Below are 24,161 nucleotides of genomic sequence, written 5' to 3'. Positions count from 1 at the left end.
TCTCCCGTTTTTTGTCTGCTACTTTCCGGACCAGTTGTCCTGCACGATACAGACTACCTTCATCGGAAGCGTTACGCGAAGTTTGCCGTCAGGGTTCACCATCGAGACCCATTCCGGCACAGGATCGCCTTCCTCTTCCGGCGCGATTATCCCTATCGGCAGAATGTCCTGCTTCTTCATGGCAGCGAACACCTCGTCGATGGTCTTGCCCTTGTGCTCGGGCTTGAGGTCAACTGTCGCGAAGCTGTGCCCCGTGTCAGCCGTCGAGAGAATGTCCCTGATGAACGTAGAGATTCCCTCGTTGTGCGTACATATCGACGTTATGCCGGCGATAAGGCTGTCGGAGTACAGTATGTCGTCGACGTGGGCGTACCGCGCATAACGTTCATTGTCAGGATTGTGGAGCTCCATAACCGTGTAGATGTCAGGAGCAGCATCCTCGACAGCAAGAGCCGTCAATATCGAGTGCGAGTCGTCTTCCCCGTAGTCAGGGTCTCCGAGAATCACGGCACTGTTAGCGTTCTTTATTCCTCCCCTGATCAGTGCGTCGCGCTCTGACGGGTTGCCCTTCACGAAGAATACCTCCTCGTCGAGGTCAACGGGTCTCTCCTTCGCGATCAACGCCGCCTGCTGCCCTGAAGATAATATCTCCTTCACGAGGTACGGCCCTCTTCCGTTCCAGCCGCATATCAGTACATGTCCTTCAAACTTGCACATGTTTATCCCCATCATCTCCCCTAATAATGCCCTCATCCTGCTGTTGATGAGCCTCTGTATCACCTCAGCGAAAACCACGCCGAACAGTGCTACACCAAATATCGACAGCAGGAACACCATAATCCTGCCCCCCAGAGTATGAGGGGAGTTCGCGAACTCTCCCTGCCCGATAAGCGTGAACAGCACCGTCCACAGCGAATCCCAGTAAGAGCCGGTGAAATTCCGCTCCTGCCACCACACGAACATTGCGCTTCCGGCAATAAGCCCCAAGAACAGTACAACTGTGAGCGTAAGTTTGTTGTGGAACTTGCCCGCGAACTTCACCCCGCGCCGGGCGTTCTTGACTGTCTTGATAAAACTCTTGGCTGACATCAGTCCAGAAAGTCCTTCAGTTTTTTGCTGGGCTGGCGGAGCTTTCGCAGTGCCTTTGCCTCTATCTGCCGGATACGTTCGCGCGTAACGTTGAACTTCTTGCCGACTTCCTCGAGCGTGTACGAGTGCCCGTCCTCGAGGCCGAACCTGAAGTGCAGGACTTCACGCTCGCGGTCGGAAAGGGTGCTGAGCATCTCCTCTATCTGTTCGTGAAGGAGGTGGCCTGCGGCAGCTTCGTCCGGGCTCGGGAGGTCGTGATCCTCGATGAAGTCCCCGAGCTGTGAGTCTTCTTCCTCGCCGATGGGAGTTTCCAGCGACACGGGAAGCTGCGAGATGCGGCGAATCTCCTCGACGCGTCCGGGCTCTATGTTCATCTTCGCGGCTATCTCTTCGTCCGTCGGCTCGCGGCCAAGTTCCTGAACCAGAAGGCGCGAAACCCTCACCATCTTGTTTATCGTCTCGACCATGTGCACAGGGACGCGGATTGTCCTTGCCTGGTCAGCTATTGCACGCGTTATCGCCTGACGAATCCACCACGTCGCGTACGTGCTGAACTTGAAGCCCCGCCGGTAATCGAACTTCTCCACCGCACGGATAAGCCCCAAGTTCCCCTCCTGAATCAGGTCGAGGAAGAGCATTCCGCGCCCGATGTACTTCTTCGCGATGCTCACCACAAGGCGAAGGTTCGCGTCAATCAGCTTCTTCTTGGCCTCAACGTCTCCAGCCTCCATCTTCTGTGCCAAATCTACCTCCTCAGAGGCAGTGAGCAGAGAGACTTTGCCGATCTCCCGCAGGTACATCCTCACAGGGTCAGTCAGCGGTATGTCGTCGAGTTTCGAGAGTTCGCTGTCCGTCGGAATGAACTCCTCGCGGCTGTCCGCAGGTGCAGGGATGTTCCCGATGCTGGCTTTGTCGACAACGTCAATGCCCATCTCCTGAAGGTTGGTGAAGATGCGGTCGAGCGTGTCAGGATCCCACGACTCGGCTGTGAGGTGCCGCTCTATGTCGTCGTGCGTAACGTAGCCCCTGCCGCTCCCTTCATCAAGAATGTCCTTAACCGCGTCGGTCTTGCCGTCCGATATGTCGTCAAGGTCATCGTCCAGCGTAAAGTTTTCTTCTTCCGTAACTGGTTTCGGTGCTTCCGGCTTAACTTTCTTCTTCCGTGCCAATTCTTTATCCCTCTCTATTCTTCGTGAATGTTCATCATACTGACTGCCGCACCCATAAACGGCGGAAACTCCTCTACCGGAGAAGCACCGACTATCCCGCGCGTCTCCTCAAGCTCAATGTCCGACAAGGCACGGCTGAGAGCAAGCTCAAGCGGACTGTCCTGCTCCCACGACACAAAAAACCTGTCGTACCCGAACCTCTCCGCGTAATACGACAAACCTCCGTTCCCCGCAATAACCCTGAAGCTCTCCAGCAGAGACGCAAACTCATTCAGGTAGTCCGTGCAGTCAAAGAACGGCTCATCCCCCGCAACAGCAATCACCTTCGTCGTGCCCTCAAGGATGCCATGACTCCAGATAGAGCAGCCAGCAATCCCCGCCGTCAGCCTGTAGTTCACGGAAGGCAGCATCATCGAGGCGATCACGGCACGTTCAAGCATCTCGGAATAACCCAGCGTCATGATGAAGCCCAAGTTCATGATTGCGTCGGGAGAGGCCTTGTAGAAGTTCTCGCGCGACAAGTTGCCGACACACCCGGTCTGGGGCGAAGCCATGAAGAAGAACTCGCCTCCCAAGTCCATGCAGGAACGCGAGATGCTCTCGAGGACGGGGCTGTGGAATCTGCTGGGCGATACAGGATGATAGTCCCTCCCGAACGGGAAGCACGGCGAAATCTCTACGTACAGTTCAGAGTTCCAGAAGGGTAATATCAACTCGCGGCGGCCTCTGTTTCCTTCTCCTGCTTTTCGCGTATGACTTTCACCACGCATTCAACGAGTTGTGTAATCTCCGGCTTCGTAACCTGATAGTTCGCGCCTACGCTGGCGGCCTTGTTCTTGATGTCGTTGGCCATTATCGACGAGAACACAATGACAGGGATTCCCTTCGTCTCGGGGTTCTCCTTTATGCGCCTCGTGAGTGTCAGGCCGTCAAGTCTGGGCATCTCAACGTCTGTGATGAGGAGATCGCACTTCTCGCCTTCGCGGACGATTGCTTCATATGCGACTTTTCCGTCCGGGCAGATGTGAAGGTCAGTGAAGCCAGAGGCCATCAGTGCATCTTCAACCTGCTTGCGGATAAGCGGCGAGTCTTCGGCTACGATGATGTGATAATCGCCGGGGTGTCCTACGCCTTCCATCATTGCTACGGCCTTTCCCGGGTCTCCTGAATGCTGGATGACCAGCTGAGGGCTGATTGTCTGGACTATTGCCTCGTAGTCGAGAAGAAGGACGTTGCGGCTGTCTCTCTTGATGACGTAGAGAATCCAGTCTCCGAGATATTTGCCGGTCATGCTTGCGTCGAGGTCTTCGGACTTTATGCGGTAGATTCGTTCTACTGCGTCGACGACAAAGCCCAGCTTCACCTCATTGAACTCCGCGATGATGACCTTGCTCTGCTCCATAGGAGTAACGGGGGGGATGCCCAGAAAGATTCGCAGGTCAACCATCGGCAGGACTTCTCCGCGAACGGACGTAATGCCTATAAGAGCGACGGGGGCATCAGGGATTGAGCGGACACCCGGCCAGCGCAAAATCTCTCTGGTTTTATCGACATTGATGGCGAAAGACTGATCTCCGAGCACAAAGACGACTAGCTGCCACTCGTTTGTGCCGACCTCAGTCGTAACCTTCTTGACTTCCTGCATAATAATTTAGCCTCCGCTATTGTTGGGGTGCGTATATCTTATCACACTTGGGCTGTGATTATTGGCTGTGGTGTGTGAAGCAATTATAGCGCGCCGAAACATCAACAAAAAATCCTTGTCTGTAATGCAAATTATGCCTGTTTGTGTTGGTGAAGAACCTGCTGTATCATTCACTCATCCACACGATAATCACACTTAAAGGAGAGCAATCACAATGTCAGTCGGAAAGAGAATATTCCTCAGGCGCAACATGCCTGACCCAGCGATCGTCGAAGCCTTCAAGGAGATACCCGCCTCCAACACGGCGGACGTTATGGGCAGAAGCTGCGCAATGAACCCCCGCATCCACCTCGTCAGCAGCCCCAAAGCACAGATGATGGCCGGCCCAGCCTTCACCGTAAAGTGCCGCGCAGGAGACAACCTCACTCTTCACGCCGCGCTGAACTACTGCAGTGAAGGTGATGTTCTCGTCGTGTCGAACGAAGAGGACTGCACCCGCTCGCTCATGGGCGAAATCATGATGGCGTACCTCTACCTTCAGAAGAAGGTTGCGGGAATCGTTCTCGACGGCCCTATCCGCGACATCGACGAGATCGGCAAGTGGGATTTCCCAGTATACTGCACAGGCACAACGCCCGGCGGCCCCTACAAGGAAGGCCCCGGCGAAGTGAACGTACCGATTTCCTGCGGCGGAATCAGCGTCAACCCCGGCGACATTATTCTTGCTGACCCTGACGGCGTTATAGTTATCCCGCGCAAGGATGCACCGAAAGTTCTCGAGGACGCGAGGAAGTTCCAGGCGGCGGACGTAATCAAGCTCGATAAGACCCGCAGAGGCGAGATTAACCGCGCGTGGGTACAGAAGACGCTTGAAGAGAAAGGCTTTGAGGTGTTCGATGAGGTTTACGACGCGTAAGAAGTGAAAAATTTTGCCCCCCGCCGTTTCTGGTGAGGGGCTTTGTGATTCTAGAACGCTATATCACGGTAGACTGTTTCGCCGTTCTTGACGGTCAGCATAGGACGGTAGATGAACTTCCCTTCACGCAGAGCTGCTGTGTTGTCTGCTCTGTCGCCGAAAGTTACAGCGCGTTCTTCCCTCCTGAACACCGCAATATCCGCCGCCTTCCCGACACTCAGAGTTCCTGCGTCAATGCCCATGTGTTTTGCGGGATTGATTGTGCAGAGCCTGAAGAGTTCGTCTTCCGGGATGCCGAGCATCGAGTACTTTGCGAGCTGGTTAGCCATGCTGAAGGATGTCGGGCGCAGGTACATGCTCAGCTTCGTTAGGTCAGTACCCAGAATGTCGGGGTAGAAGCCCTCGCGGATTGCCGGCTCTGCCGTGCTGAACCCGAAATGTGCCCGCGCATCTGCTGCCTCGAAGATTACTCCGCGTTTCCGTGCGTAGTGGGCTGCTTTGCTGACACGTTCTCCGTTAATAATCGTGCTGCCCTTGTTCATGTACATGTGAGTGATTACGTCGCCGGGCCTCAGACAGCCGAGAAGCTCCGACATTTCGCCGGGAGGGTTCGTGCAGTGCACCATCACGGAAACTCCAAGCTTGTCCGCGAGCTTCACGGTTTCCCGTAACGGCTCGTAGCCCAGCGCACCGACAATCTCCCTGCTCGTGCGTAACTTCAGGCCGAGAAGACTGCTGCCTTCCTCCTCGAAGAGTTCGCGCAGTGCCCCCTCGTCGAAGTGTGAAGGGTCAACGTCCTCCATTTTTGCGGGAAGGGAGTCCAAGCCAGCCGAACACACATTGACGTATGCCTTCACGGTGAGCTTGCTGTTGCGGATGAAGTCTTTGTGCTGACGGAAGGTCTTTGCTCCCGTGCTTCCCGCATCAACGACTGTCGTAACTCCCGACGCGAAGCACACTGCCTCTGCGGGAATGCCGATTTTCGCGAGAGGGTACACGTGGGCGTGATGGTCAATCAGTCCCGGCACAACGAGGCATCCTGACGCGTCGACCTTATTCACTGCGGGTGCGTCAATGCACGGTGAGACTGCCGCAATATGCCCGTTTTCCGCCGCAACGTCAAAGACCCCGCGAAGGTTATTCGCAGGGTCAATAACTGTTCCGTTCTTTATGAGAAGCTGATACACTACAGCTCTCCCTCTTCCGGCTCGTGGAACTCCTTGCCCTCAAGCTCCGCCTTCTTCTTTGCGCGCAGGTTGCTTATGACCGTGTAGGTGCAGAACACTACCGCCACAACAAGGAAGCTCAGCGAGATGGGACGCTGTACGAATATCATCCAGTTTCCGTGCGAAGCCTGAAGTGCCATCCTCAGGTTCTCCTCGAACATTGAACCGAGTATGAACCCGATGATTAACGGCGTGCTCGGAATCCTGAAGCACTTGAACAACAGCCCCAGCAGCGCGAAGAACAGCACGCACTGAACGTCGAACACTCTGCTGTTGCTGGAATAAGCTCCGACGCAGCACATAATCATGATTATCGGTAAAAGTATGTGCTTGGGGATGTCGAGCAGTTTCGCGAAAATCCTTAACCCCATGCGCTCAAAGATTAACATGAAGACGCTGGCCACGATTAATGCAAAGTATATCCCGTACACGTACACGCCGCTCTTGTCGAAGATCAGCAGGCCGGGATTTATTCCGTGAACCAGAAGCCCCCCGAGAAACACTGCCGCAACCGTATTTCCGGGAATGCCCATGCACAGCAGAGGCACAAGCGAGCCTCCTATAACCGCATTGTTCGAGGTCTCGGAAGCTATTACGCCGTCAATAATTCCCGTCCCGAACTTCTCGGGATGCTTTGAGCGCGACTTCTCCGCAGTGTACGCAAGCAAGCCCGCCGTACTTCCTCCGATGCCGGGAAGAATGCCGATTATGATTCCGATGATTGAGGAGATTATTGCGTTTGGTATCTGCTGGATGAACTCAAGCATACTTATTCCGTAACCCTTCAGCTGGTACTTCTTCTGCTCGAGACGCTGTGATAACGTCCTCCGTCCGAAGCCAGCAAGAATTATATCCGTAACCGCGAACACTCCGATTAACAGCACCGTGATGTCAAAGCCGTTAAGCAGCTGGTAATTCCCGAACGTGTAGCGCACCTTCGTATCAATGGGTGCCATTCCGACCATCGAAAGGGCTAACCCCGTGAGACCGGCTATAAGTCCGTTGAGCAGGTCTTTACCCGACAGAGCAGCAATAATCGTCAGCGAGAATACAGCAACCGAGAAATACTCTGCAGGCCCGAAGAGAAGGCACACTTTCGCGAGCATCGGGCTGATGAACATCAGGGCAAGTATTCCCATGATTGAGCCGATGAACGAGTACAGGATTCCTACGCCGAGCGCGCGTCCTGCTTCGCCTTTCTCTGCCATCGGTCCGCCGTCAAACACCGTCGAGATTGATGAAGGTGTGCCGGGAATCTTGAGGAGTATTGCCGAAATCAAGCCGCCGGAAATTCCTCCCATGTACAGGCCGACGAGAAGAGCGATTCCCCGCGTAGCCTCAAGGCTGAACGTCATCGGCAGGAAAAGTACGACCGCCATTGTTGCGGATAAGCCGGGAACTGAGCCGAAGATTATTCCTATCACAGTACCTGCCCAGATAAGGAACAGGCACACAGGGTTGAACACGTTGACTAATGCTGTGGCTATCATTCTTCAGCACCTCCCTTAGAATCCGAACACGCCCACAGGAAGGGGCATCTTTATGACGTACACGAACAGCGCATCAACCGCCAGAGGCAGCACCGCCGCAACGACAGCGAACAGAATCACTCTACGGTTGGTCTTGTCGCTGAGCAGGAGCATCTGCAGGAACAGGTACACCGCGCTCGCCACAACGAACCCCACAGGCTCGAACGCAAGCATGTACAGCACCATAAGCACTATAGTTCCTACGCCGCCGAAGAAGTCCTGATCAAAGACTATCTTCTTGTTCTCTTCCTTCAGGCCGGTGAAGACTGAGTAGATGAGCTTGGCCGCACCCGTAGCAACTATGCACCAGCCGATTAACGTCGGGACGAACGCAGAGCCCACGTCAGAGCGAATGACTCTCCGCACGTCCTTGACGAAGTAGATCATCGCCGCACCGAACGCAAGAACGATGATTGAGCACAAAATATCACGCGTCTTGTTGGTCATGAATTATTGCCTCCCTTGTGAATAATTTACCCCTCCTGTTATTTGGAGGGGCATAACATATCTTCTTAGTCGTCGACTGCTAACCCTGCTTCGAGTTCCTTGACCTCTTCAGGGTCTTCCTTGTTCATCTGCTCAGCGTCCCTGTAGAGAGGCTGTGCGTAGTACACCTTCAGCACTTCGGCATAGCTCGCATCGTTGAGGACGATGTCCTTGCAGATTCCGGCGAGCTTCTCAACTATTGCTTTGTCCGTGCCCTTCGGGAACTTCACCTCGTACTTCTTGGCCGTAACGACCTTGTCATACCCGAGCTCAGTGAACGTAGGATAGTCGATGCCCGGAACCCTCTGCTTCGACATTACCGCGAGGCACACAAGGTCTCCCTTCTCGATGTAGTCCTTCACCTGCATGTAGTTCGCCGCAAGAATGTCAACCTGTCCGCCCAGCATTGCCGCCATTCTCTCACCGCCGGAAGTCCCGACGTTGATGTTGTCGAACTCCACTCCGGCCTGACGCTCGAGCATTGTCCCGACGTATTCAGTCGTTGAGCCGAAAACGGTCGAGTAGCGCACCTTGCCGGGATTCTCCTTCGCGTACTTGAGCATGTCTTCAAGAGTCTTCCAGCCCTTGCTGTACTGCTTATACTCTCCTTCAGGCGAGATTGCAACGAGCGAATATGTCTCGTCGATTGCGACGGTGCAGCAGTTCTCGAAGTCCTTAGTGTACGAGAAGTCCACCATTCCCGTAGCTTCCTGAACAAGTGCCGCTCCCGTGTGGTTGAACAGCAGGGTGTAGCCGTCTTTGGGCTTGTTCATCACGTCCATAGCCGCAACGATGCCGCTTCCGCCCTGAAGGTTAATCACCACGAACGTCTGACCCGTTATCTTGCTCACACGCTGGAACAGCTGGCGGCAGTAAGTGTCCGTGTCTCCGCCCGCTCCGTAAGGCAGGACGACATTAACGGTCTTGGCCGGCCAGTCTGCGGCGAGCGCAACGCCCGACAACACAACTACCATAACTGCAACTAACGCTAATACTTTCTTCATTGCTATTCCTCCTCTTGTTTATATGCATTGCTCCATGAGGGCTGTAACTTCTCAATCATCAGCTCCTCACCAGCTTTCACTACTACCTGATATTCATCCTCATAGACTATTTCGCCCGGCGTGTTGGTGTATACGACATAGAAGGGGTGATGGTATTTCTCCAGAAGCCACATTGCCGGCCCTATCATCTTCATCATTGCGTCTGCGTTTTCGGTCTTGAAGAAGCACACAACGTTTTCCTGATTGCGGCACTGCGGAGGAAACGGCAAAATTTCAGCGAACCAGTGATCTATTTCCCTGAAAAGATCCGCATCCTCTTCTTCCATTACGTCCTTCTGAATAAGACCCCAGCACATGCTGAAGATTCCTTTGGCGTACATAGTGTTTTCTGCCAGTTCACGGCCTTGAATGCGTACGTACTTGAATTTCATGCTTCACGCCCTTTAAGAGGAAAACTTTAGCTGTACTGCTTTTCTTCCCACAGAGCGTAAATCTTCGCAAACTCTTTGGGGACGATTCCGTGAAGTTCCTGATTGAGGCCGAGTGCCGCCGTACGTGCAAGACGTTCCTTTGTGCCCATCGCCATGAGGGGTTCAACGCCGACTTCCTTCATCAGCTCCATCGACTCGCCTACCTCGAAGCTCCTGCGCTCTGAGTGAATCAGGTCTGCTCCCGCCATCCTCAGCGCAATATCCTCGAACTTGTCGCGGTTCATTGAGTTGGAGATTGAGGAGAGTATGTAGTCCTCAACACCGCACTTGCGGGCAAATAACAGCGTCTCAACGATTAATCCTTCAATGCCCTTCATGAACACCGAGCGCACCAGCTTAATCTTTGAGGCTTCTCCGGCTTTAGTGTTGTCGGGGTCATCGGGATTGACGAGCGTAATCTTCATGTTGTAGGGGGTCATGAGGTCGTGCCACTTCTTGCAGCCTTTGCCGGAAGCGAGGATGGGTACTTTGTGGCCGAGTGCCATGAGCGAGCCGAGCATTGCTGAGTCGATGTAGTCTGCTCCGACTTCAGCATAAGCCTTCGCCTGAGCTTCCTTGACCGGCGGGAGAGCAGTCGTTACGTCGGCGAAAAGCTGTCCGGCCTTCGCGTACTGCCTGAGCCCGTCAGCAGTCGATGCCGTGAACCTTGCGGGTACTGCGATGACGACTATATCGCTGTTCTCCACGAGCTCCTTCGCCGAGAACACTGCCTTGATGTCCGCGTCCTTGCACCGCGTAAGAACTGTGTCGCGCATCGGGCCTTCCTTGTCCATCACTACGTCATAGGCCTTGATGTCCTCGAGCCCTTCATTGCGGAGGCCTTTGCCCATGTTGTAGGCTGCCTCGCCGAAGCCGATAAAACCTAACGAGAATCCCATCAGAAATTATCTTCCTTTCTGCTTTGTAATGTTTGTTGTGGTGTTGGGGAATTGTGAAATTGGGGAGATTATATCATTGACGTATCCACAACATAAAATCGTTAATGCTTGTCGTTTTCACAAAATCATGTTGTTATAATAACGTCATAATTTTGTTGGAGGTGCACGATGGAGATAGAGAGCCTGTATTATTTTGTTGAGACCGCTAAGGATTTGCACATTACGCGGACGGCACAGAGATTGCACATAAGCCAGCAGACCTTGAGCAACCACATCATGAGGCTGGAGCAGTATTACGGAGCAAAGCTGTTCTACCGTTATCCGGCGTTACAGCTGACCAGCGCTGGGAAGGAAGTCCTGAAGTTTGCGCGCCACGTCTATCAGGAAGAACGCAACCTCAAGGCAGTTCTCACTGACACACTGCAGAGCGACACGGGAGAGATTACGATTTCGGCGAGCTCTCCGCGCTTCAATTACTACCTGCCGGATGTGCTGGAGAAGTTCTCGGCTCTTTACCCGAACGTTACGATAGACCTCGTCGACAAGACCAGCGACGACTCGGAAATGCTCGTGCAGAAGAACCAGGTGGATTTTGCCGTAACAGTCGACACTGAAGCCCAGAAGCTCCGCGTAAACGTCCGCGCAACGTACGATGACCCGGTGTATTTCTGCGTCTCGGATAAGCTGCTGCTGAAATATTACGGCGAAGAGACTCCTGCGCTGAAGGAGAAGGCGTTTTCTGATGGGGCAGACCTGAAAGACTTTTCGCGTCTTCCGTTCCTGATTGTCTCGCCTCTTGGCCGAATGGGCAGGAGAATCGCGCAGTGCTTCTCTCATGCAGGCTATGAACCTGATGTGTACCTCAAGGCCGGTTACACCACGATAATGGCTCCCTTGTGCAACGCCGCACTTGCCGGATGCTTCACCTCGCACATGAACTTAGCGCGCTGGCAGTACCAGATGAACGACGACGTGAACATCTTTCCGCTGTGCTTCAAGGGAGAGCCTGTAACGCTGAAAATCTACGTCATTTACAGCAAGCAGAGATACCTGAACCATCACTGCAGATACTTCATCGACCTTCTCGAGGAACAGTTCTCTGTTATCGGCGGAGAAAGACTCGTGCGTGTGAGCCGGTAAAAAATTCCCCCCTGCTGTGTAAGGGGGGATTAACTTTCTCTAGCTGTACTGCCTCTCTACTGCTCCGTGAGCTTCCTCAAGAACAGGCTCGTACTTCTGCCTGAAACGTCCGAAGCACACATCCATCTGCTCATAGAACGTTACGCTCTCGAGCCCGACGAACCTCTGAACGATGGCCTCAGCTGTCGGCATGTAGCGAATCTTGCCGTTGTACATCTTCACGACGGTTACGCCGCTGACTCCCTGCTCCAGCAGGATTACTGCCGCCGCACCGATCTGCTTGCCGAAGTTTACGTCATAAGCAGACGTTGAACCGCTACGGACGATGTGGCTGGGGATGACTTCCCTTATCTCGGGAATCTCGAACACTCCGGGAACGTACATTTCTGATGTCTTCATGAACTGCTTGATTTCCGGGTCCTGCTTCATCATTGCTTCAAGGGTCTCCTTGACGAAGCGTCCTGCGCCAGCAAGTTTCGGGTGTCCAAAGGAGTCAGTTGATGCACCGCCGCCGTCGGAGAAGAGCTGTCCGTCCTCGCCCTTAACGCCTTCCGCAACAACTATCGTATAAGTTCCCGCGTGAACGTCGGAGTTCAGGATGCGCCTGATGTAGTAATGCTTCAGGTGAGCGTACACAGCGTTGAAGTCTACGGGGACTTCAGGAATCAGAATGCAGTCCGCGTCTGCCGCGATGCCGCCCCTGAATGCCGTATGTCCTGCGTAGCGTCCGAAAACTTCGATGACCATGATGCGGTTGTGCGTCGTGCCGGTGGTCTTGAGGTCGTCAACGATGGTCGCAATCTTGTTGATTGCCGAGTCTCCGCCGACTGAGTAGGTCATAAGGTCAAGGTCCATCGTCTTGGGTGCGTGGACGCAGGGGATTCCGTGTTCGGCCAAGTCAACAACAACGCTTCCTGTGTCGTCGCCGCCGGAAATCACGAGCCCGTCAATGTTGTGCTTGCGCAGTCCCATCATTATGCGGTCGTACTTGTCGGGGTCGTTGATCTTGGAGATCTTCACGCGGCTGTGTCCAGCGTCGCTTCCCGCAAACTGCGACGTGATGTGGTCAGTGCGCTCTTCGTCGAGCTCGACGAGGTGGTCAAAGTTCACGAGGTTGTACAGTCCTGCATAACCGTTGGGAATCGTGAAGGTTCTCATTCCGCGCATGAGGGCAGTGCGTGCTGCTCCGCGAATAACTGCGTTAAGGCCGCCGCAGTCTCCGCCGGAAGTTATGATGCCGATGTTCTTCATCTTTCCGTCCAAAATAAAATCCTCTCCTTACTTTAAAATCGTGAGTGAACATTTTGTTATTATACCCTTGTGATTCGAGAATAACAGCAAAATTTCTAATGACATTCTCCGAGAATACACTACAATTATCCTCACTCAATCAACAATTCACACTATGTTCGGGCATGTTCTGCTGTGCTGTTCACTGCGGGGGCGGCAGTATGTGCGGAAGGCCTGAATGTTTCATCAACACAATATCTCGTTAGGAGGAATATTTATCATGTTTACACCCGGACCAATTTTAGGCGAGTTCTTCGGGACTCTTGTGCTTGTCGTCTTCGGAGACGGCAACGTCGCTAACCTTGTGCTGAAGGACTCTAAGGCCAACGGCTCAAACTGGGTTCACATCTGCTGGGGCTGGGCATGGGCAGTCGGTCTCGGAGTATTCGCGGCCAACGCACTCGGCTCTGCACAGGGAGACCTTAACCCCGTCGTAACGGTCGCGAAGACTCTCGCGGGAACTTACGGCTCGTGGGGCGAAGCCTGCAACATCATCATTGCACAGATGGCGGGCGGCTTCTGCGGAGGCGTTGTTGTGTGGCTCGCGTACCTCAGCCACTGGAAGGGCTCAGACCCCAGCGCACAGCTCGGCGTGTTCTGCACTGCCCCCAACAAGAGTGAAGCTGACCGCAACCTCTTCCACTGCTTCCTGACTGAGGCAATCGCTACGTTCTTCCTTGTTACGCTGATTATGTGCGTGTTCTCGAAGGGCGTTGCAGGTGCAGGCTTCACTCCTGGACTCGGAACGTTCTTCGTCGTCGGAATCATCTACGGGCTCGGCGCGGCTCTTGGCGGACCTACCGGCTATGCTCTGAACCCCGCAAGAGACCTTTCACCCAGAATCGCACACTTCGTGCTCCCGATTCCCGGCAAGAGAGATTCGGACTGGGCTTACTCATGGGTTCCTGTAGTTGGCCCGCTCGTCGGTGCAGTAGTCGCGTACTACTTCTGCCACTGCGTAGGAATCATGTAGCATAACCTTTCAGCCCCCGCGCTTTAAGGAGTAAGAACGATGTTATTCAGGCTATTCGGCTCAAAGAAGGAAGCTCCGGCAGCATCTCCCGCGCCAGCCCCTCAGGCAGAAGCGAAGCCGGAAGCAACAATTATCGAGGAGGTCAAAGCTCCAATGGCAGAGAAGAAGTATGTAGCGGCGATAGATCAGGGCACGACAAGCACGCGCTGTATGCTGTTCACGAAGGACGGCAGGCCTGCAGGTTCGTACCAGATGGAACACGAGCAGATTTTCCCGCATCCCGGCTGGGTAGAACATAACGCGATGGAGATCTGGAGCAGGACGCAGGACGTAATCAGGGGAGCACTTGCGGCGGTCAACGCGACACCCGACGAGATTGCGGCCGTAGGCATCACCAACCAGCGCGAAACCACAGTAGTGTGGGAGAAAGCTACCGGCAAGCCCATCTACAACGCGATAGTGTGGCAGTGCACGAGAACTCAGGACTTCTGCGCAGAGTGGCTCAAGAAACCCGGCTGGGGGCAGAACGAGAAGGGTGAAGGCAAGGTCAAGGACATCACCGGCCTCCTCATCAACCCCTACTTCTCCGGCACAAAGATTCGCTGGATTCTCGACAACGTTCCCGGTGCACGCGAGAAGGCAGAGAGAGGCGAGCTCCTTTTCGGCAACACAGACACGTGGCTGATCTGGAACTTGACGGGCGGAGTGAACGGCGGAGTACATGTTACGGACGTATCCAACGCATCACGTACCCTGCTGATGAACATTGCGACGTGCGAGTGGGACGAAGAGATGATGAAGGAGCTTCAGGTTCCTGCGTCAATGCTCCCGAAGATTATGCCGTCAAGCTCTGTTTACGGCACGACGAAGAAGGACGGCCCGTTCGGCGGAGAAATTCCTGTTGCGGGAGACTTGGGCGACCAGCAGGCGGCACTGTTCGGACAGGCATGCTTGAGCGAGGGCGAGGCCAAGAACACCTACGGAACAGGATGCTTCATGCTGATGAACATCGGCGACAAACCCATACCCTCAAAGAACGGCCTTCTTACTACGGCGTTCTATTCGCGCGAAAAGGGCAAGTGCTTCTACGCACTTGAGGGCTCGATAGCTATTGCAGGTGCGGCCATCCAGTGGCTCAGGGACAACCTGAAACTTGTTGATGATGCTCCTGTAACCGAGTACTACGCCGGCAAAGTCAAGGACTCCGCAGGGATATACTTTGTGCCCGCGTTCTCGGGACTGTTCGCGCCGTACTGGGACATGACCGCAAGAGGAGCAATCGTCGGCCTTACGCGTTACGTCCGCAAAGAGCACATCATCAGGGCTACGCTCGAGAGCCTGTGCTACCAGACCCGCGATGTCATCGAGGCAATGGAGAAAGACTCCGGCAAGAAGCTGGCGGCGTTGAAGGTTGACGGCGGAGCTGTCGTGAACAATCTGCTGATGCAGTTACAGGCTGACATTCTCGGTGCTGATGTTGTGCGTCCTGTCGTGAACGAGACGACTGCACTCGGTGCGGCATATGCGGCGGGGCTTGCTGTCGGTTTCTGGAAGGACGAGGGCGACATCCGCGCGAACTGGGCACAAGACAGGAAGTTTGCTCCTGAACTCGGCGAGTCTGAGCGCGAAGCTGCCTACGCTGGCTGGAAGAAAGCCATAGAGAAATCCAGAGGCTGGACGGACTAATGGCTAGAAGATTGTTTGCGGCTGTCCTGGCCGTGATGCTGTTTGCCGGTGTTGCGTCTGCGCGTGATATTGCGCTCGGAACGTTCACGGTGAAAGCTCCCGACAGCTTCGTTAATGGCACGGTTACCAGCGCGGACAGGGAAGAGGGAATCACCGCGTACTACAAGAGTGCTGAAACCCTTATGGATTTCGACGTGTACGAGTTCCCGAAGGAAGAACCTTTTGAAGAGTTCGTGAAGTCTTTTGCGGCACCGAACCTCACCCGCGAAGAGATTAACGGCATTAAAGCTGCTGTGTACCGTTCGACGGACGAGAGCGAAGGGCAGGAGTACAGCACGCTCAACTATATTCTTGAGGACGAGAAAGAATACATTATGATTGTGTTCTGGCTCGACGGAGAAGAAGCAGAACCTCAGGCTCTGGCAATCATCAACAGCTTGAGCAGGTAAGACGCTAAGCAGACATTCTCCCTCTGTTGAGCAATTGACAGGGGGAGATTTTGTGTAATTAGAGACAATGAACAATTACGTTATACGTTTGGAGCGGAAAGAAGAACAGCGCGTAGTGGAAGAACTGGTGAGAGACTCCTTCTGGAATGTCTACCGCCCGGGATGCCTCGAGCATTACGTCCTGCACAAGCTCAGGGATGACCCGGCATTTGTCCATGAACTTGACTTCGTGATGGAGATTGACGGCCAGCTTGTCGGACAAAACATGTTCATGAGGGCGGAGATCTGTGCGGATGACGGGAGGAGCATTCCCGTTATGGCGATGGGGCCGATATGTATCCGCAATGACCTCAAGCGCAAGGGTTACGGAAAGATTCTGCTGGACTACTCGATCGGGAGGGCGGCAGAGCTGGGGTGCGGAGCATTGTGCTTTGAGGGCAACATAGCTTTCTACGGGAAGAGCGGCTTCACGTACGCCAGCAGCTACGGAATACGCTATCACGGACTGCCGGAGGGAGCGGATGCATCGTTCTTCCTGTGCAGGGAACTTCAGCCCGGATACCTTGACGGCATAAGCGGCGAGTATGCTCCGCCTGCAGGTTACTTTGTCGACGAAACAGAGGCAGAAGAATACGACAAGACTTTTCCGCGCAAAGAGAAGCTGGTTCTTCCCGGCCAAATTTTCCACTGAACAAGGGGGGTAATTCATGAACTACGATGTTGTGATAATAGGCTCTGGCATAACAGGAGCATCAATAGCCCGCGAACTCTCGAAGTACAAGCTGAGGATAGCGGTTCTCGACAAAGCAAGCGAGCTTCCTGCGGGTGCGAGCCGTGCGAACAGCTCGATGATTCACGGAGGGTTTGACGACAAGCCCGGCACGGTCAAGGCGAAGTTCTGCGTTCCGGGTAACAAGATGTGGCACAAGCTCAAGGATGAACTCGACGTTCACCTCGACGAATGCGGCTCGTACGTCTGCGCGTTCAATGATGAAGAGGTGAAGCACCTAGAGAAGCTGTTAGAGCAGGGCAAGGCTAACGGAGCACCGGGAGTCGAGATAGTCTCGGGTGATGTTATGCGCTCGCGTGAACCTAACGTTTCGCCGGAGATTGTTGCGGCGTTGTGGTCTCCAGAGGCGGCAATCATCAACAACTTCGAGGCCGTCAACGCAATGATAGAGAGTGCTCAGCTCAACGGGGCTGAACTGTTCCTAGAAACTCACGTAACGGGGCTGCTCTTCGACGACAAGGGGGACATTCGCGGCGTAACGACGAACAAAGGCGACTACCTTGCACCTGTCGTGATTAACGCTGGCGGGGTGCATTCGGGAGAGATAGCTTCATGGGCAGGAGATACCAGCTTCCGCATCATTCCGACTAAGGGGGAGTATTACCTTCTCGACAGAACGACGGGCGGATTAATCACGAGCTTCCTTTTTGCGTGTCCGTCGAAGGCAGGGAAGGGCATCACAGTTCTCCGCACAGCAGAAGGTAACCTAATGTCCGGCCCGACAGCAACGGAGCAGGAAGACCCTGAAGACCGCTCAACGACACCTGAAGGCCTCGCTGAAGTCCTCAAGGGAGCGCGCCGTCTCGTCCCTAACTTCCCCGTGAACATGAACATAACGACATTTGCGGGCGTTCGTGCAAACACTGAGTCGGGGGACTTCGAGATAAGTGCGCTGGCCAAGCCCAGAGGTTTCGTGAATGCCGCAGGTATAAAGTCGCCGGGCTTCACGTCCTCTCCCGCAATAGCGCAGTACATCGCAGAATTGCTGCGTGAAGAACTCTCTGACAGAATCACCCTTACCCCCAACGAGAAATTCATTCCCGAACGCAGGAACATTCCGCGCTTCCTGTATATGGACATGGAGAGCAGGAAGGCACTTGCAGAGAAAGATTCATCGTACGCACAAATAGTGTGCCGCTGTGAGACCGTAACAGAAGGACAGGTGCTGGAGGCTATACGTCGCGGGGCACGGACGGTTACGGCGGTGAAGATGATGACCCGCGCAGGAACGGGACGCTGTCAGGGGGGGTTCTGCTGTCCGAGAGTTGCGGAGATTCTGTCGCGTGAACTTGGCCTGCCTCTCGATGAGGTTACACGGCACGGCGGGGAGTCGAAGCTGTTAGTCGGGAAGACGAAAGAATTTCTGCTCAAGAAGGAAGGTGCGGCGAATGAGTAAGAATATTGACGTTCTGATTATCGGTGCAGGGCCTGCAGGAGTCGCGGCAGGTATCGGTGCACGTCGTGAGGGTGCTGAAAATGTCGTAGTCCTCGAGCGTGATTGGGACTTGGGCGGAATACTTCAGCAGTGCATTCATCCTGGCTTCGGCCTCCGTACCTTCAAGGAAGAGCTTACCGGCCCAGAATACATGCACCGCTTCATCAAGATGGCGCATGAAGAAGGCGTAGAGTTCCGCACCAACACGATGGTGTTCCAGATTGATAGAGACACAAATACCGTGTGGACGATGAACAAGGAGAGAGGCATAGAAGCCCTCAACCCGAAGGCAATCGTCCTCACGATGGGCTGCCGCGAGCGTCCGCTTGGAGCAATCCGCATTCCCGGAGGCCGTCCCGCAGGAATCTACACCGCCGGAACTGCTCAGCGTTTCGTGAACATGGAAGGCTACATGCCCGGCAAACGCGCGGTGATTCTCGGTTCTGGCGACATCGGGCTGATTATGGCGCGCCGTATGATCTGGGAGGGTGCGGAAGTTGAAGGTGTCTACGAAGTAATGTCTTGGCCGGGCGGCCTCAGAAGGAACATCGCGCAGTGCCTCGACGATTACGGAATACCCTTCCACCTCAAGACTACCGTAACGAAGATTCACGGACAGGACAGGCTCGAGGGTGTAACAGTCGCGCAGGTTGATGACCATATGACCCCCATCAAGGGCACAGAAAGATTCGTGGAGTGTGATACCCTTCTGCTCGCGATTGGCTTAATCCCCGAGAACGAGTTATCGCGCATGGCAGGGATAGACATTCACCCCGTAACCGGCGGGCCGGTCGTCAATGACCTTCTGCAGACCACTAACCCTGCAGTCTTCGCGGCCGGAAACGTCGTGATAGTGTATGACCTTGTCGACAACGTCAGCGATGAAGGGTTAATCGCCGGAGCAAGTGCGGCCAAGTTCGCGATGGGGAAAATTCCTGCGTCGGCAAGAAGGATTCCCGTCAAGGGCGGAGAGAACGTCAGGCTGTATTCCCCGCAGTACGTTACGGGCGAGACGGACGCAACAATCTTCATGCGCGTAACTCATCCCGTAGAGCAGGCGTGCCGTGTGTTCGCTGAACCCGGGCTGTACTCTCAGAGGCTGCGTTATGCCCGTCCCGGCGAGATGAATGAGGTCAAGATAAAGGCCGAGCAGATTCGCGCACTTCCTGACCTCAAGGAGATTGTGATAGACATTCAGCCGCTGTAAGGAGGGCGATTGATTATGAGTGAGAGAAAGTTTATCTGCGTGTCGTGCCCTCTGGGCTGCGGGCTCACGGTAACTCTCGACGACGCAGGCGAAGTAACGAACGTAGAGGGCAACACCTGCCCGCGCGGTGCGAGCTATGCACGCTCTGAGGTTAAAGACCCGCGCCGTGTGTTCGCGTCCACCGTGAGGGTCAAGGGCGGCAAACTTCCTGTGTGCCCGGTGAGGAGCAGGACTCCCGCTCCGAAGGGCAAGCTGTTCGGGATTGCACGTGCTGTCGCCGAGCTCAACGTAGAAGCTCCCGTGAAAATCGGCCAGGTGCTCATCCACAACGTCTGCGGGACTGACGTTGACATCGTAGCAAGCAGAGACTTGGAGGAAGCAAGGTAACACAATGGACGATTATACGGAAACTGAGAACAAGAGCTGGTTTCAGCGTCTGGGCGAGTCTTTTGCCGGAGTAGCGACAGGCTTCGTGCTGATTGCCGCCGCAACGTGGCTGTTGTGGTGGAACGAAGAACGTACCTTCAAGACCGCAGGAGCAATCGGCGAGGCAGAACTTGTTACGCAGAACGTGCAGGACATCTCGCGGGTTGACCCGGCACTCGAGGGCAAGGTCATTCACGCGACGGGAAAGGCAGACACTCAGGACAGTGATACGCGACACCTTCGAGCAGTTCACCGCGTCGAACGGCTACACGTTCAGCAGGCTCGAGATGGGCACGGTAGGGATGGCCAAGATGTTCGAGGGTGCTCGGTCCGACAATAACTTCAAGGCGTGGCTGTTCCGTATTGCCGGGATAATCGGTGTAGTGATAGGCTTGCGGTTAATCTTCAGGCCGCTGTCCGTAATCGCGGACGTGATTCCGCTTCTCGGGACAATTGTTGAGGCAGGTGCAGGAGTGGTCGGATTCCTTATCGGGCTTGCGTGGTCGCTGCTGGTTATCGCGGTCGCGTGGGTGAGGTTCAGGCCTCTCGTTGCCGGAGGGCTGATAGCGGCGGCTGTTGCTCTTGTGGCGTTGTCCTACGCAAAGGGACGCAAAGCAGAAGCATGATGCAGCAATAACGATTCTGGTGTTACGTTCCTCTGATGCTGAAACAGTGTCAGGGGAATTTTTCTGCTCTCTGGTAATATATAATATCTCTATCGCTACAATAAATTTCTTTACGGAGGAGAGTTTCATTCATGCCCCCTGAAGTCGCACTTGAAGAGCTTGAACGTGAGCTCGAAGGTTTTTATGACCCCGACGAGTTTCACCGAGAGGTCGTGTATTACGATGTACATTCCCCCGAGTCAGTATCGCGCGAGGAAGCCCGCGATGCCGACAAACGCGCAATCGAGACCTTCGGCATCCCGAGCATTCTCTTGATGGAGAACGCCGCAATAGCAGTTCTGCGCGAGGTCAAAGAATATGCTGTGTTCGCGATAGTCTGTTCTCCCGGCAGCAACGGCGGGGACGGGTTAGCTCTTGCGCGGCACTTGTGCATTCTGGGGAAGGACGTTCGCGTCTATATTGTTGGAGATCCGCACAAGGGAAGCGAGGACTTCAAGACGAACCTCAAGATAATGAGCAAACTTGCCCCCGAAGTGCTCAACACGATAAGCGATGAGACCTTCGAGGACTTCGAGAGCGCGCTAAGGGGCTGTGAGACGTGCATAGATGCGATTTTCGGCACAGGCCTCAACCGTCCCGTTGAAGGGATATTCCGGCGGGTAATCGAGGCCATCAACAGGCTTGCGACACACGTTGTGAGCGTGGATATTCCGTCGGGACTTGACGGCAACACGGGCGAACCTCTGGGAGTGTGCGTCCGCGCAACGAAGACAGTAACCTTCCACCGCATGAAGAAGGGGCTTGATGCCTCGCCTCAGTGGGGCGGAGATGTTACGGTAACATACATAGGCATTCCAGATTAGGAGGAAGATATTATCATGCACAAGAAGTTTGCGGCGGCCGTATTACTCTTGGCCGTCATGTGCGGGAGTTCGTGGGGAGCATCGACGGCAACCGACTATGACCCCTACAACCTGCACTTCTGGTACAACAACCCGGCGTACGAGTCTCAGGTCTACGGAGCATACGGCAACAGCGACTACAATTTCTTCTACCAGCTCCGGGACATCACGGGAGCTTCGCGCACCGAGCAGGTCGGAGGGCCGCAGTGGTTCGCGACAGTCTACGAGAACTACTATTACACGATCAGGAACGCTCTCACCAACAACACGAACACGAACAACCGCGTAACCTACGGCATTTACAGGAGGACGACGGGGGGCGGAATGCCCGACATAACTTTCTCTACTGTCGGGGATATCATCGACGGCTTCAACTTTGTGTTTGCCGAAGAGCCTCAGCCTTACGCGTCTGCATGGAGAAGGTACATAGGAACTGACACGGAGATTTACGACGTTTACCCTGACCCTGTGGAGAGCATCTGCATCGTAACCAGCAACGGAACTGCTGACATGAACATCGACTTCGGCAACCCTTACGCGCGGCACTTCCCGTTCTGGTGGGGACTGCGAACGACGGGAGCTTCGTCTAGCGGCAAGTGGTGGCAGGGAGGCTACGACTGGCGGAATGAGACTTACCCGACAGCCGAACCCATCGCCTACATCTACAGCGCGCCGGACATTTACGCACGGAGCAACAACGGACGCTACGAGAAGATGTACAAGTACGTATCATACGACAAGACGGTTTCGTCTGACTCTTCGCCTGACGTAACGGTAACTGTGAACGTGAAGGAGATTCAGAACACTGCAGGCGCGGCGGTCTACACGATCTCCGGCGACATAGGAGCAGAACTCAAGATCTGTGATTCGTCGGACAACGTGCTTTACACCGTAAGCGGGGACAGTTCGAACGGAACTTTCGCGTACACAAAGGTCTACAACGCAAGCGGAAACTTGGCCTACACGATAGAGATCAACGACGGCGACATGTTCATCTGCGAGAACAGGGACGTGAACGAGTCTATCACTGTCTCTGACTTCGACCAGTATTACACCGTAACCGTCAATCCTTCCGGCGAACACGCAATCTCTTCGGGCGGCGCACTCGGTGCAACACTGCGCTTGAGGGCACTTGACCCGTCGTTCTACGGGAGCAGGCTGGGCTACCTCACGTTCAGGCAGAGGGCGAGCTTTGCGCCGGGCTACGCGAACTACCGCGAGTTCTCGGCAATCCCGCTGGTTGTCGCAAACGTCTCCTCAGGCAACGCGTCGGACAATCCGTTGATGTTCGACATGATAGTTTTCGACAGCCAGGATGTCGTGAACAGGATAAAGTTCACGTGGGATGCTCAGGCAGACAACCCCGGCCAAGACTTGGGGACGTTCTTCATGATTGGTTCGCGGGACAAGACCTACCAGCTCGAGACAAGAATCACCAACAGGACAGGCACGCGCTACGAGCTTTACCGTTACGACATGACATCATCGAGGAACGGCAACCCCACGAACAGGGACGGTTACGCGAGCATAATGCCGGACTACTGGAGATATGACCTCACGCCGGACATGTACGGCACGCTTCCTGACTACTTCCTTCTTGATGCACACAGCCAGATTGCGCCGGGTCTTGTTACGGTCTACAAGAGCAACATCGGCGAAGGCTACCGCACGATAAGCACTCAGGACGGAACGAGCGAGTCCTTCCGGCTCTACGAGTACTCTTCCGCCACACCGCGCAACCTCAGGCTGAGCTACAAGAGCGTCGGCGGAATGACCTTGCTTCAGGAGGAGAGTCCTGATGCGTCAGTGAGGGTTCAGGAGTTCAGCATGCAGTTCGCTGATGTGGTAAACAATGAAGACGAGACCGTCTACGAGCTAACCAACCTGATGGGCAAGCCCCCGATCATGAGGCCTGCCGCCGCGACAACCTCGCGTTCGACCGGCAGAAACAACGCGGGCACTCACGCAAACAGTGTCTACATCAACTCTTCAGCGGTAGATGCTTTCAGGTACACGTACGCTCTACCTGACGACGTTCTCGCCATGATGACCTACGACGTAATCTCTGATGACGAAGAAGCGTCAGAGGACAACGCCGCTCCAGCCCCTGAACCTGAATCGGAGGAAGCTCCGCAGGAAGATACGGAGACAGCGGCATTCAGGCTCTCGGACGTTACGCTGGTGAGCAAGGAGATAGCCATCCAGCCGCTCGCAGTACGCATGAGGATACCCAGACAGAACAGGCTCATCGTGAACCACTGGGATGAGTTCGACAACGCGGCGAACACGCGCGAACTCTTCAACGCTTTTGCACGCTACTGCACAGTGTGGCTGAGGTCAGACTACGCGGGCGAGAGGGACGCTAACCTATTCACCGCAATCACCAACAAGGGAGCAAATACCGCCACAGGCCCTGCTGACTGCGTGAGGGCGTTCCTCTACGACGACGAGCTGTACTTGGACTTCATTGTAGTTCTTGCTGACGGAACAAGCCGCAACAACGGCAAAACCGCTTACGTCGAGATCTTCAAGGACGACGGCGTGCCCTATATCCTCATCGGCGACGGAAACGAAGACGGTGTGTGGGACATGACGTTCTACGTCGGAGCAACGGGCGAGAACCCCGAACCACGCACTGACTCCGACACGACAACGCCGGTCAGCGACGACAGCACACAGCAGAACGCCTCCCCCAGCGAGGACAGCGGAGGCAGCGGAGGATGTGAGGCAGGATTCTCTGCAGCAGCAATAGCAGCAATCTTCGCGTTAGCTGGAGCATTCAGGAAAAGATAAAGTTATCCCCC

Annotated in this window: 24 protein-coding genes; 13 read left to right on the top strand and 11 right to left on the bottom strand. The window is 54.8% G+C overall.

Annotated features, from left to right (window positions below; genetic code table 11):
* Window positions 1–18 precede the first annotated feature (18 nt).
* From IJT02_07280 to IJT02_07265, 4 genes are all read right to left on the bottom strand, one after another.
* The gene (locus IJT02_07280; protein MBQ7544731.1) at window positions 19–1,089 is read right to left on the bottom strand and encodes a potassium channel protein; all 1,071 of its coding nucleotides are present in this window, start codon (window positions 1,087–1,089) and stop codon (window positions 19–21) included.
* Entirely contained in the window at window positions 1,089–2,192 is a 1,104-nt protein-coding gene (rpoD, locus tag IJT02_07275; GenBank protein ID MBQ7544730.1) for an RNA polymerase sigma factor RpoD, read from the bottom strand. Before rpoD ends, IJT02_07280 begins: the two co-directional genes overlap by 1 nt.
* Window positions 2,193–2,272: 80 nt before the next feature.
* The gene (locus IJT02_07270; protein MBQ7544729.1) at window positions 2,273–2,971 is read right to left on the bottom strand and encodes a hypothetical protein; all 699 of its coding nucleotides are present in this window, start codon (window positions 2,969–2,971) and stop codon (window positions 2,273–2,275) included.
* On the bottom strand, window positions 2,968–3,903 hold the full coding sequence (locus IJT02_07265; protein MBQ7544728.1) for a chemotaxis protein CheV: 936 nt from the start codon (window positions 3,901–3,903) through the stop codon (window positions 2,968–2,970). Before IJT02_07265 ends, IJT02_07270 begins: the two co-directional genes overlap by 4 nt.
* 214 nt (window positions 3,904–4,117) lie before the next feature.
* Between IJT02_07265 and IJT02_07260 the strand changes: the two genes are divergently transcribed.
* Entirely contained in the window at window positions 4,118–4,819 is a 702-nt protein-coding gene (locus tag IJT02_07260; GenBank protein MBQ7544727.1) for an RraA family protein, read from the top strand.
* A gap of 50 nt (window positions 4,820–4,869) precedes the next feature.
* Here the strand turns inward: IJT02_07260 and IJT02_07255 are convergent, their stop codons facing one another.
* The 6 genes from IJT02_07255 to IJT02_07230 form a co-directional block, all read right to left on the bottom strand.
* Window positions 4,870–6,006, bottom strand: coding sequence for an amidohydrolase family protein (locus tag IJT02_07255; protein MBQ7544726.1), 1,137 nt, complete (start codon window positions 6,004–6,006; stop codon window positions 4,870–4,872).
* Window positions 6,006–7,535 carry a tripartite tricarboxylate transporter permease gene (locus tag IJT02_07250; GenBank protein ID MBQ7544725.1) on the bottom strand — a complete coding sequence of 510 codons (1,530 nt, stop codon included), beginning with the start codon at window positions 7,533–7,535 and terminating at the stop codon, window positions 6,006–6,008. Before IJT02_07250 ends, IJT02_07255 begins: the two co-directional genes overlap by 1 nt.
* A gap of 15 nt (window positions 7,536–7,550) precedes the next feature.
* Window positions 7,551–8,021 (bottom strand): tripartite tricarboxylate transporter TctB family protein, encoded by a 471-nt coding sequence (locus tag IJT02_07245; protein MBQ7544724.1) that lies wholly within the window; start codon window positions 8,019–8,021, stop codon window positions 7,551–7,553.
* A 65-nt stretch (window positions 8,022–8,086) separates the two neighbouring features.
* Window positions 8,087–9,064: a tripartite tricarboxylate transporter substrate binding protein gene (locus tag IJT02_07240; protein MBQ7544723.1), complete on the bottom strand. Its 978-nt coding sequence runs from the start codon at window positions 9,062–9,064 to the stop codon at window positions 8,087–8,089.
* A 2-nt stretch (window positions 9,065–9,066) separates the two neighbouring features.
* Entirely contained in the window at window positions 9,067–9,495 is a 429-nt protein-coding gene (locus IJT02_07235) for a hypothetical protein (protein ID MBQ7544722.1), read from the bottom strand.
* A gap of 26 nt (window positions 9,496–9,521) precedes the next feature.
* Window positions 9,522–10,433, bottom strand: coding sequence for an NAD(P)-dependent oxidoreductase (locus IJT02_07230; protein MBQ7544721.1), 912 nt, complete (start codon window positions 10,431–10,433; stop codon window positions 9,522–9,524).
* Between the two features lie 168 nt (window positions 10,434–10,601).
* Here IJT02_07230 and IJT02_07225 point away from each other — a divergent pair, with 168 nt between their 5' ends.
* Window positions 10,602–11,573 carry a LysR family transcriptional regulator gene (locus tag IJT02_07225; GenBank protein ID MBQ7544720.1) on the top strand — a complete coding sequence of 324 codons (972 nt, stop codon included), beginning with the start codon at window positions 10,602–10,604 and terminating at the stop codon, window positions 11,571–11,573.
* 39 nt (window positions 11,574–11,612) lie between these two features.
* Here IJT02_07225 and IJT02_07220 read toward each other — a convergent pair whose 3' ends face one another.
* Entirely contained in the window at window positions 11,613–12,836 is a 1,224-nt protein-coding gene (locus IJT02_07220) for a 6-phosphofructokinase (protein MBQ7544719.1), read from the bottom strand.
* Window positions 12,837–13,083: 247 nt separating this feature from the next.
* On the opposite strand from IJT02_07220, the gene IJT02_07215 reads away from it, so the two are divergent.
* From IJT02_07215 to IJT02_07165, 11 genes are all read left to right on the top strand, one after another.
* Window positions 13,084–13,836, top strand: a complete 753-nt coding sequence (locus IJT02_07215; GenBank protein ID MBQ7544718.1) for an aquaporin family protein — start codon at window positions 13,084–13,086, stop codon at window positions 13,834–13,836.
* Between the two features lie 153 nt (window positions 13,837–13,989).
* Entirely contained in the window at window positions 13,990–15,522 is a 1,533-nt protein-coding gene (gene glpK, locus IJT02_07210; GenBank protein MBQ7544717.1) for a glycerol kinase GlpK, read from the top strand.
* On the top strand, window positions 15,522–15,971 hold the full coding sequence (locus IJT02_07205; GenBank protein ID MBQ7544716.1) for a hypothetical protein: 450 nt from the start codon (window positions 15,522–15,524) through the stop codon (window positions 15,969–15,971). The genes glpK and IJT02_07205 overlap by 1 nt, the downstream gene beginning before the upstream one ends.
* A 67-nt stretch (window positions 15,972–16,038) precedes the next feature.
* A complete protein-coding gene (locus tag IJT02_07200; protein MBQ7544715.1) occupies window positions 16,039–16,662 on the top strand; it encodes an N-acetyltransferase in 624 nt (207 codons plus the stop codon).
* A 16-nt stretch (window positions 16,663–16,678) separates the two neighbouring features.
* Window positions 16,679–18,157 carry an NAD(P)/FAD-dependent oxidoreductase gene (locus IJT02_07195; GenBank protein ID MBQ7544714.1) on the top strand — a complete coding sequence of 493 codons (1,479 nt, stop codon included), beginning with the start codon at window positions 16,679–16,681 and terminating at the stop codon, window positions 18,155–18,157.
* Complete coding sequence (locus IJT02_07190) at window positions 18,150–19,403, top strand: FAD-dependent oxidoreductase (GenBank protein ID MBQ7544713.1); 1,254 nt, start codon at window positions 18,150–18,152, stop codon at window positions 19,401–19,403. Before IJT02_07195 ends, IJT02_07190 begins: the two co-directional genes overlap by 8 nt.
* A 15-nt stretch (window positions 19,404–19,418) precedes the next feature.
* Window positions 19,419–19,790, top strand: a complete 372-nt coding sequence (locus IJT02_07185) for a DUF1667 domain-containing protein (GenBank protein MBQ7544712.1) — start codon at window positions 19,419–19,421, stop codon at window positions 19,788–19,790.
* Between the two features lie 4 nt (window positions 19,791–19,794).
* A complete protein-coding gene (locus IJT02_07180) occupies window positions 19,795–20,169 on the top strand; it encodes a hypothetical protein (GenBank protein ID MBQ7544711.1) in 375 nt (124 codons plus the stop codon).
* Window positions 20,054–20,455, top strand: coding sequence for a hypothetical protein (locus IJT02_07175; protein ID MBQ7544710.1), 402 nt, complete (start codon window positions 20,054–20,056; stop codon window positions 20,453–20,455). The genes IJT02_07180 and IJT02_07175 overlap by 116 nt, the downstream gene beginning before the upstream one ends.
* A gap of 131 nt (window positions 20,456–20,586) precedes the next feature.
* Window positions 20,587–21,318, top strand: a complete 732-nt coding sequence (locus IJT02_07170; protein ID MBQ7544709.1) for an NAD(P)H-hydrate epimerase — start codon at window positions 20,587–20,589, stop codon at window positions 21,316–21,318.
* Between the two features lie 15 nt (window positions 21,319–21,333).
* Window positions 21,334–24,150: a hypothetical protein gene (locus IJT02_07165; protein ID MBQ7544708.1), complete on the top strand. Its 2,817-nt coding sequence runs from the start codon at window positions 21,334–21,336 to the stop codon at window positions 24,148–24,150.
* Window positions 24,151–24,161 lie beyond the last annotated feature (11 nt).

Source organism: Synergistaceae bacterium, from assembly GCA_017450125.1.
GTDB lineage: Bacteria > Synergistota > Synergistia > Synergistales > Aminobacteriaceae > JAFUXM01.
This window is presented reverse-complemented; position numbering and strand designations above follow the sequence as displayed.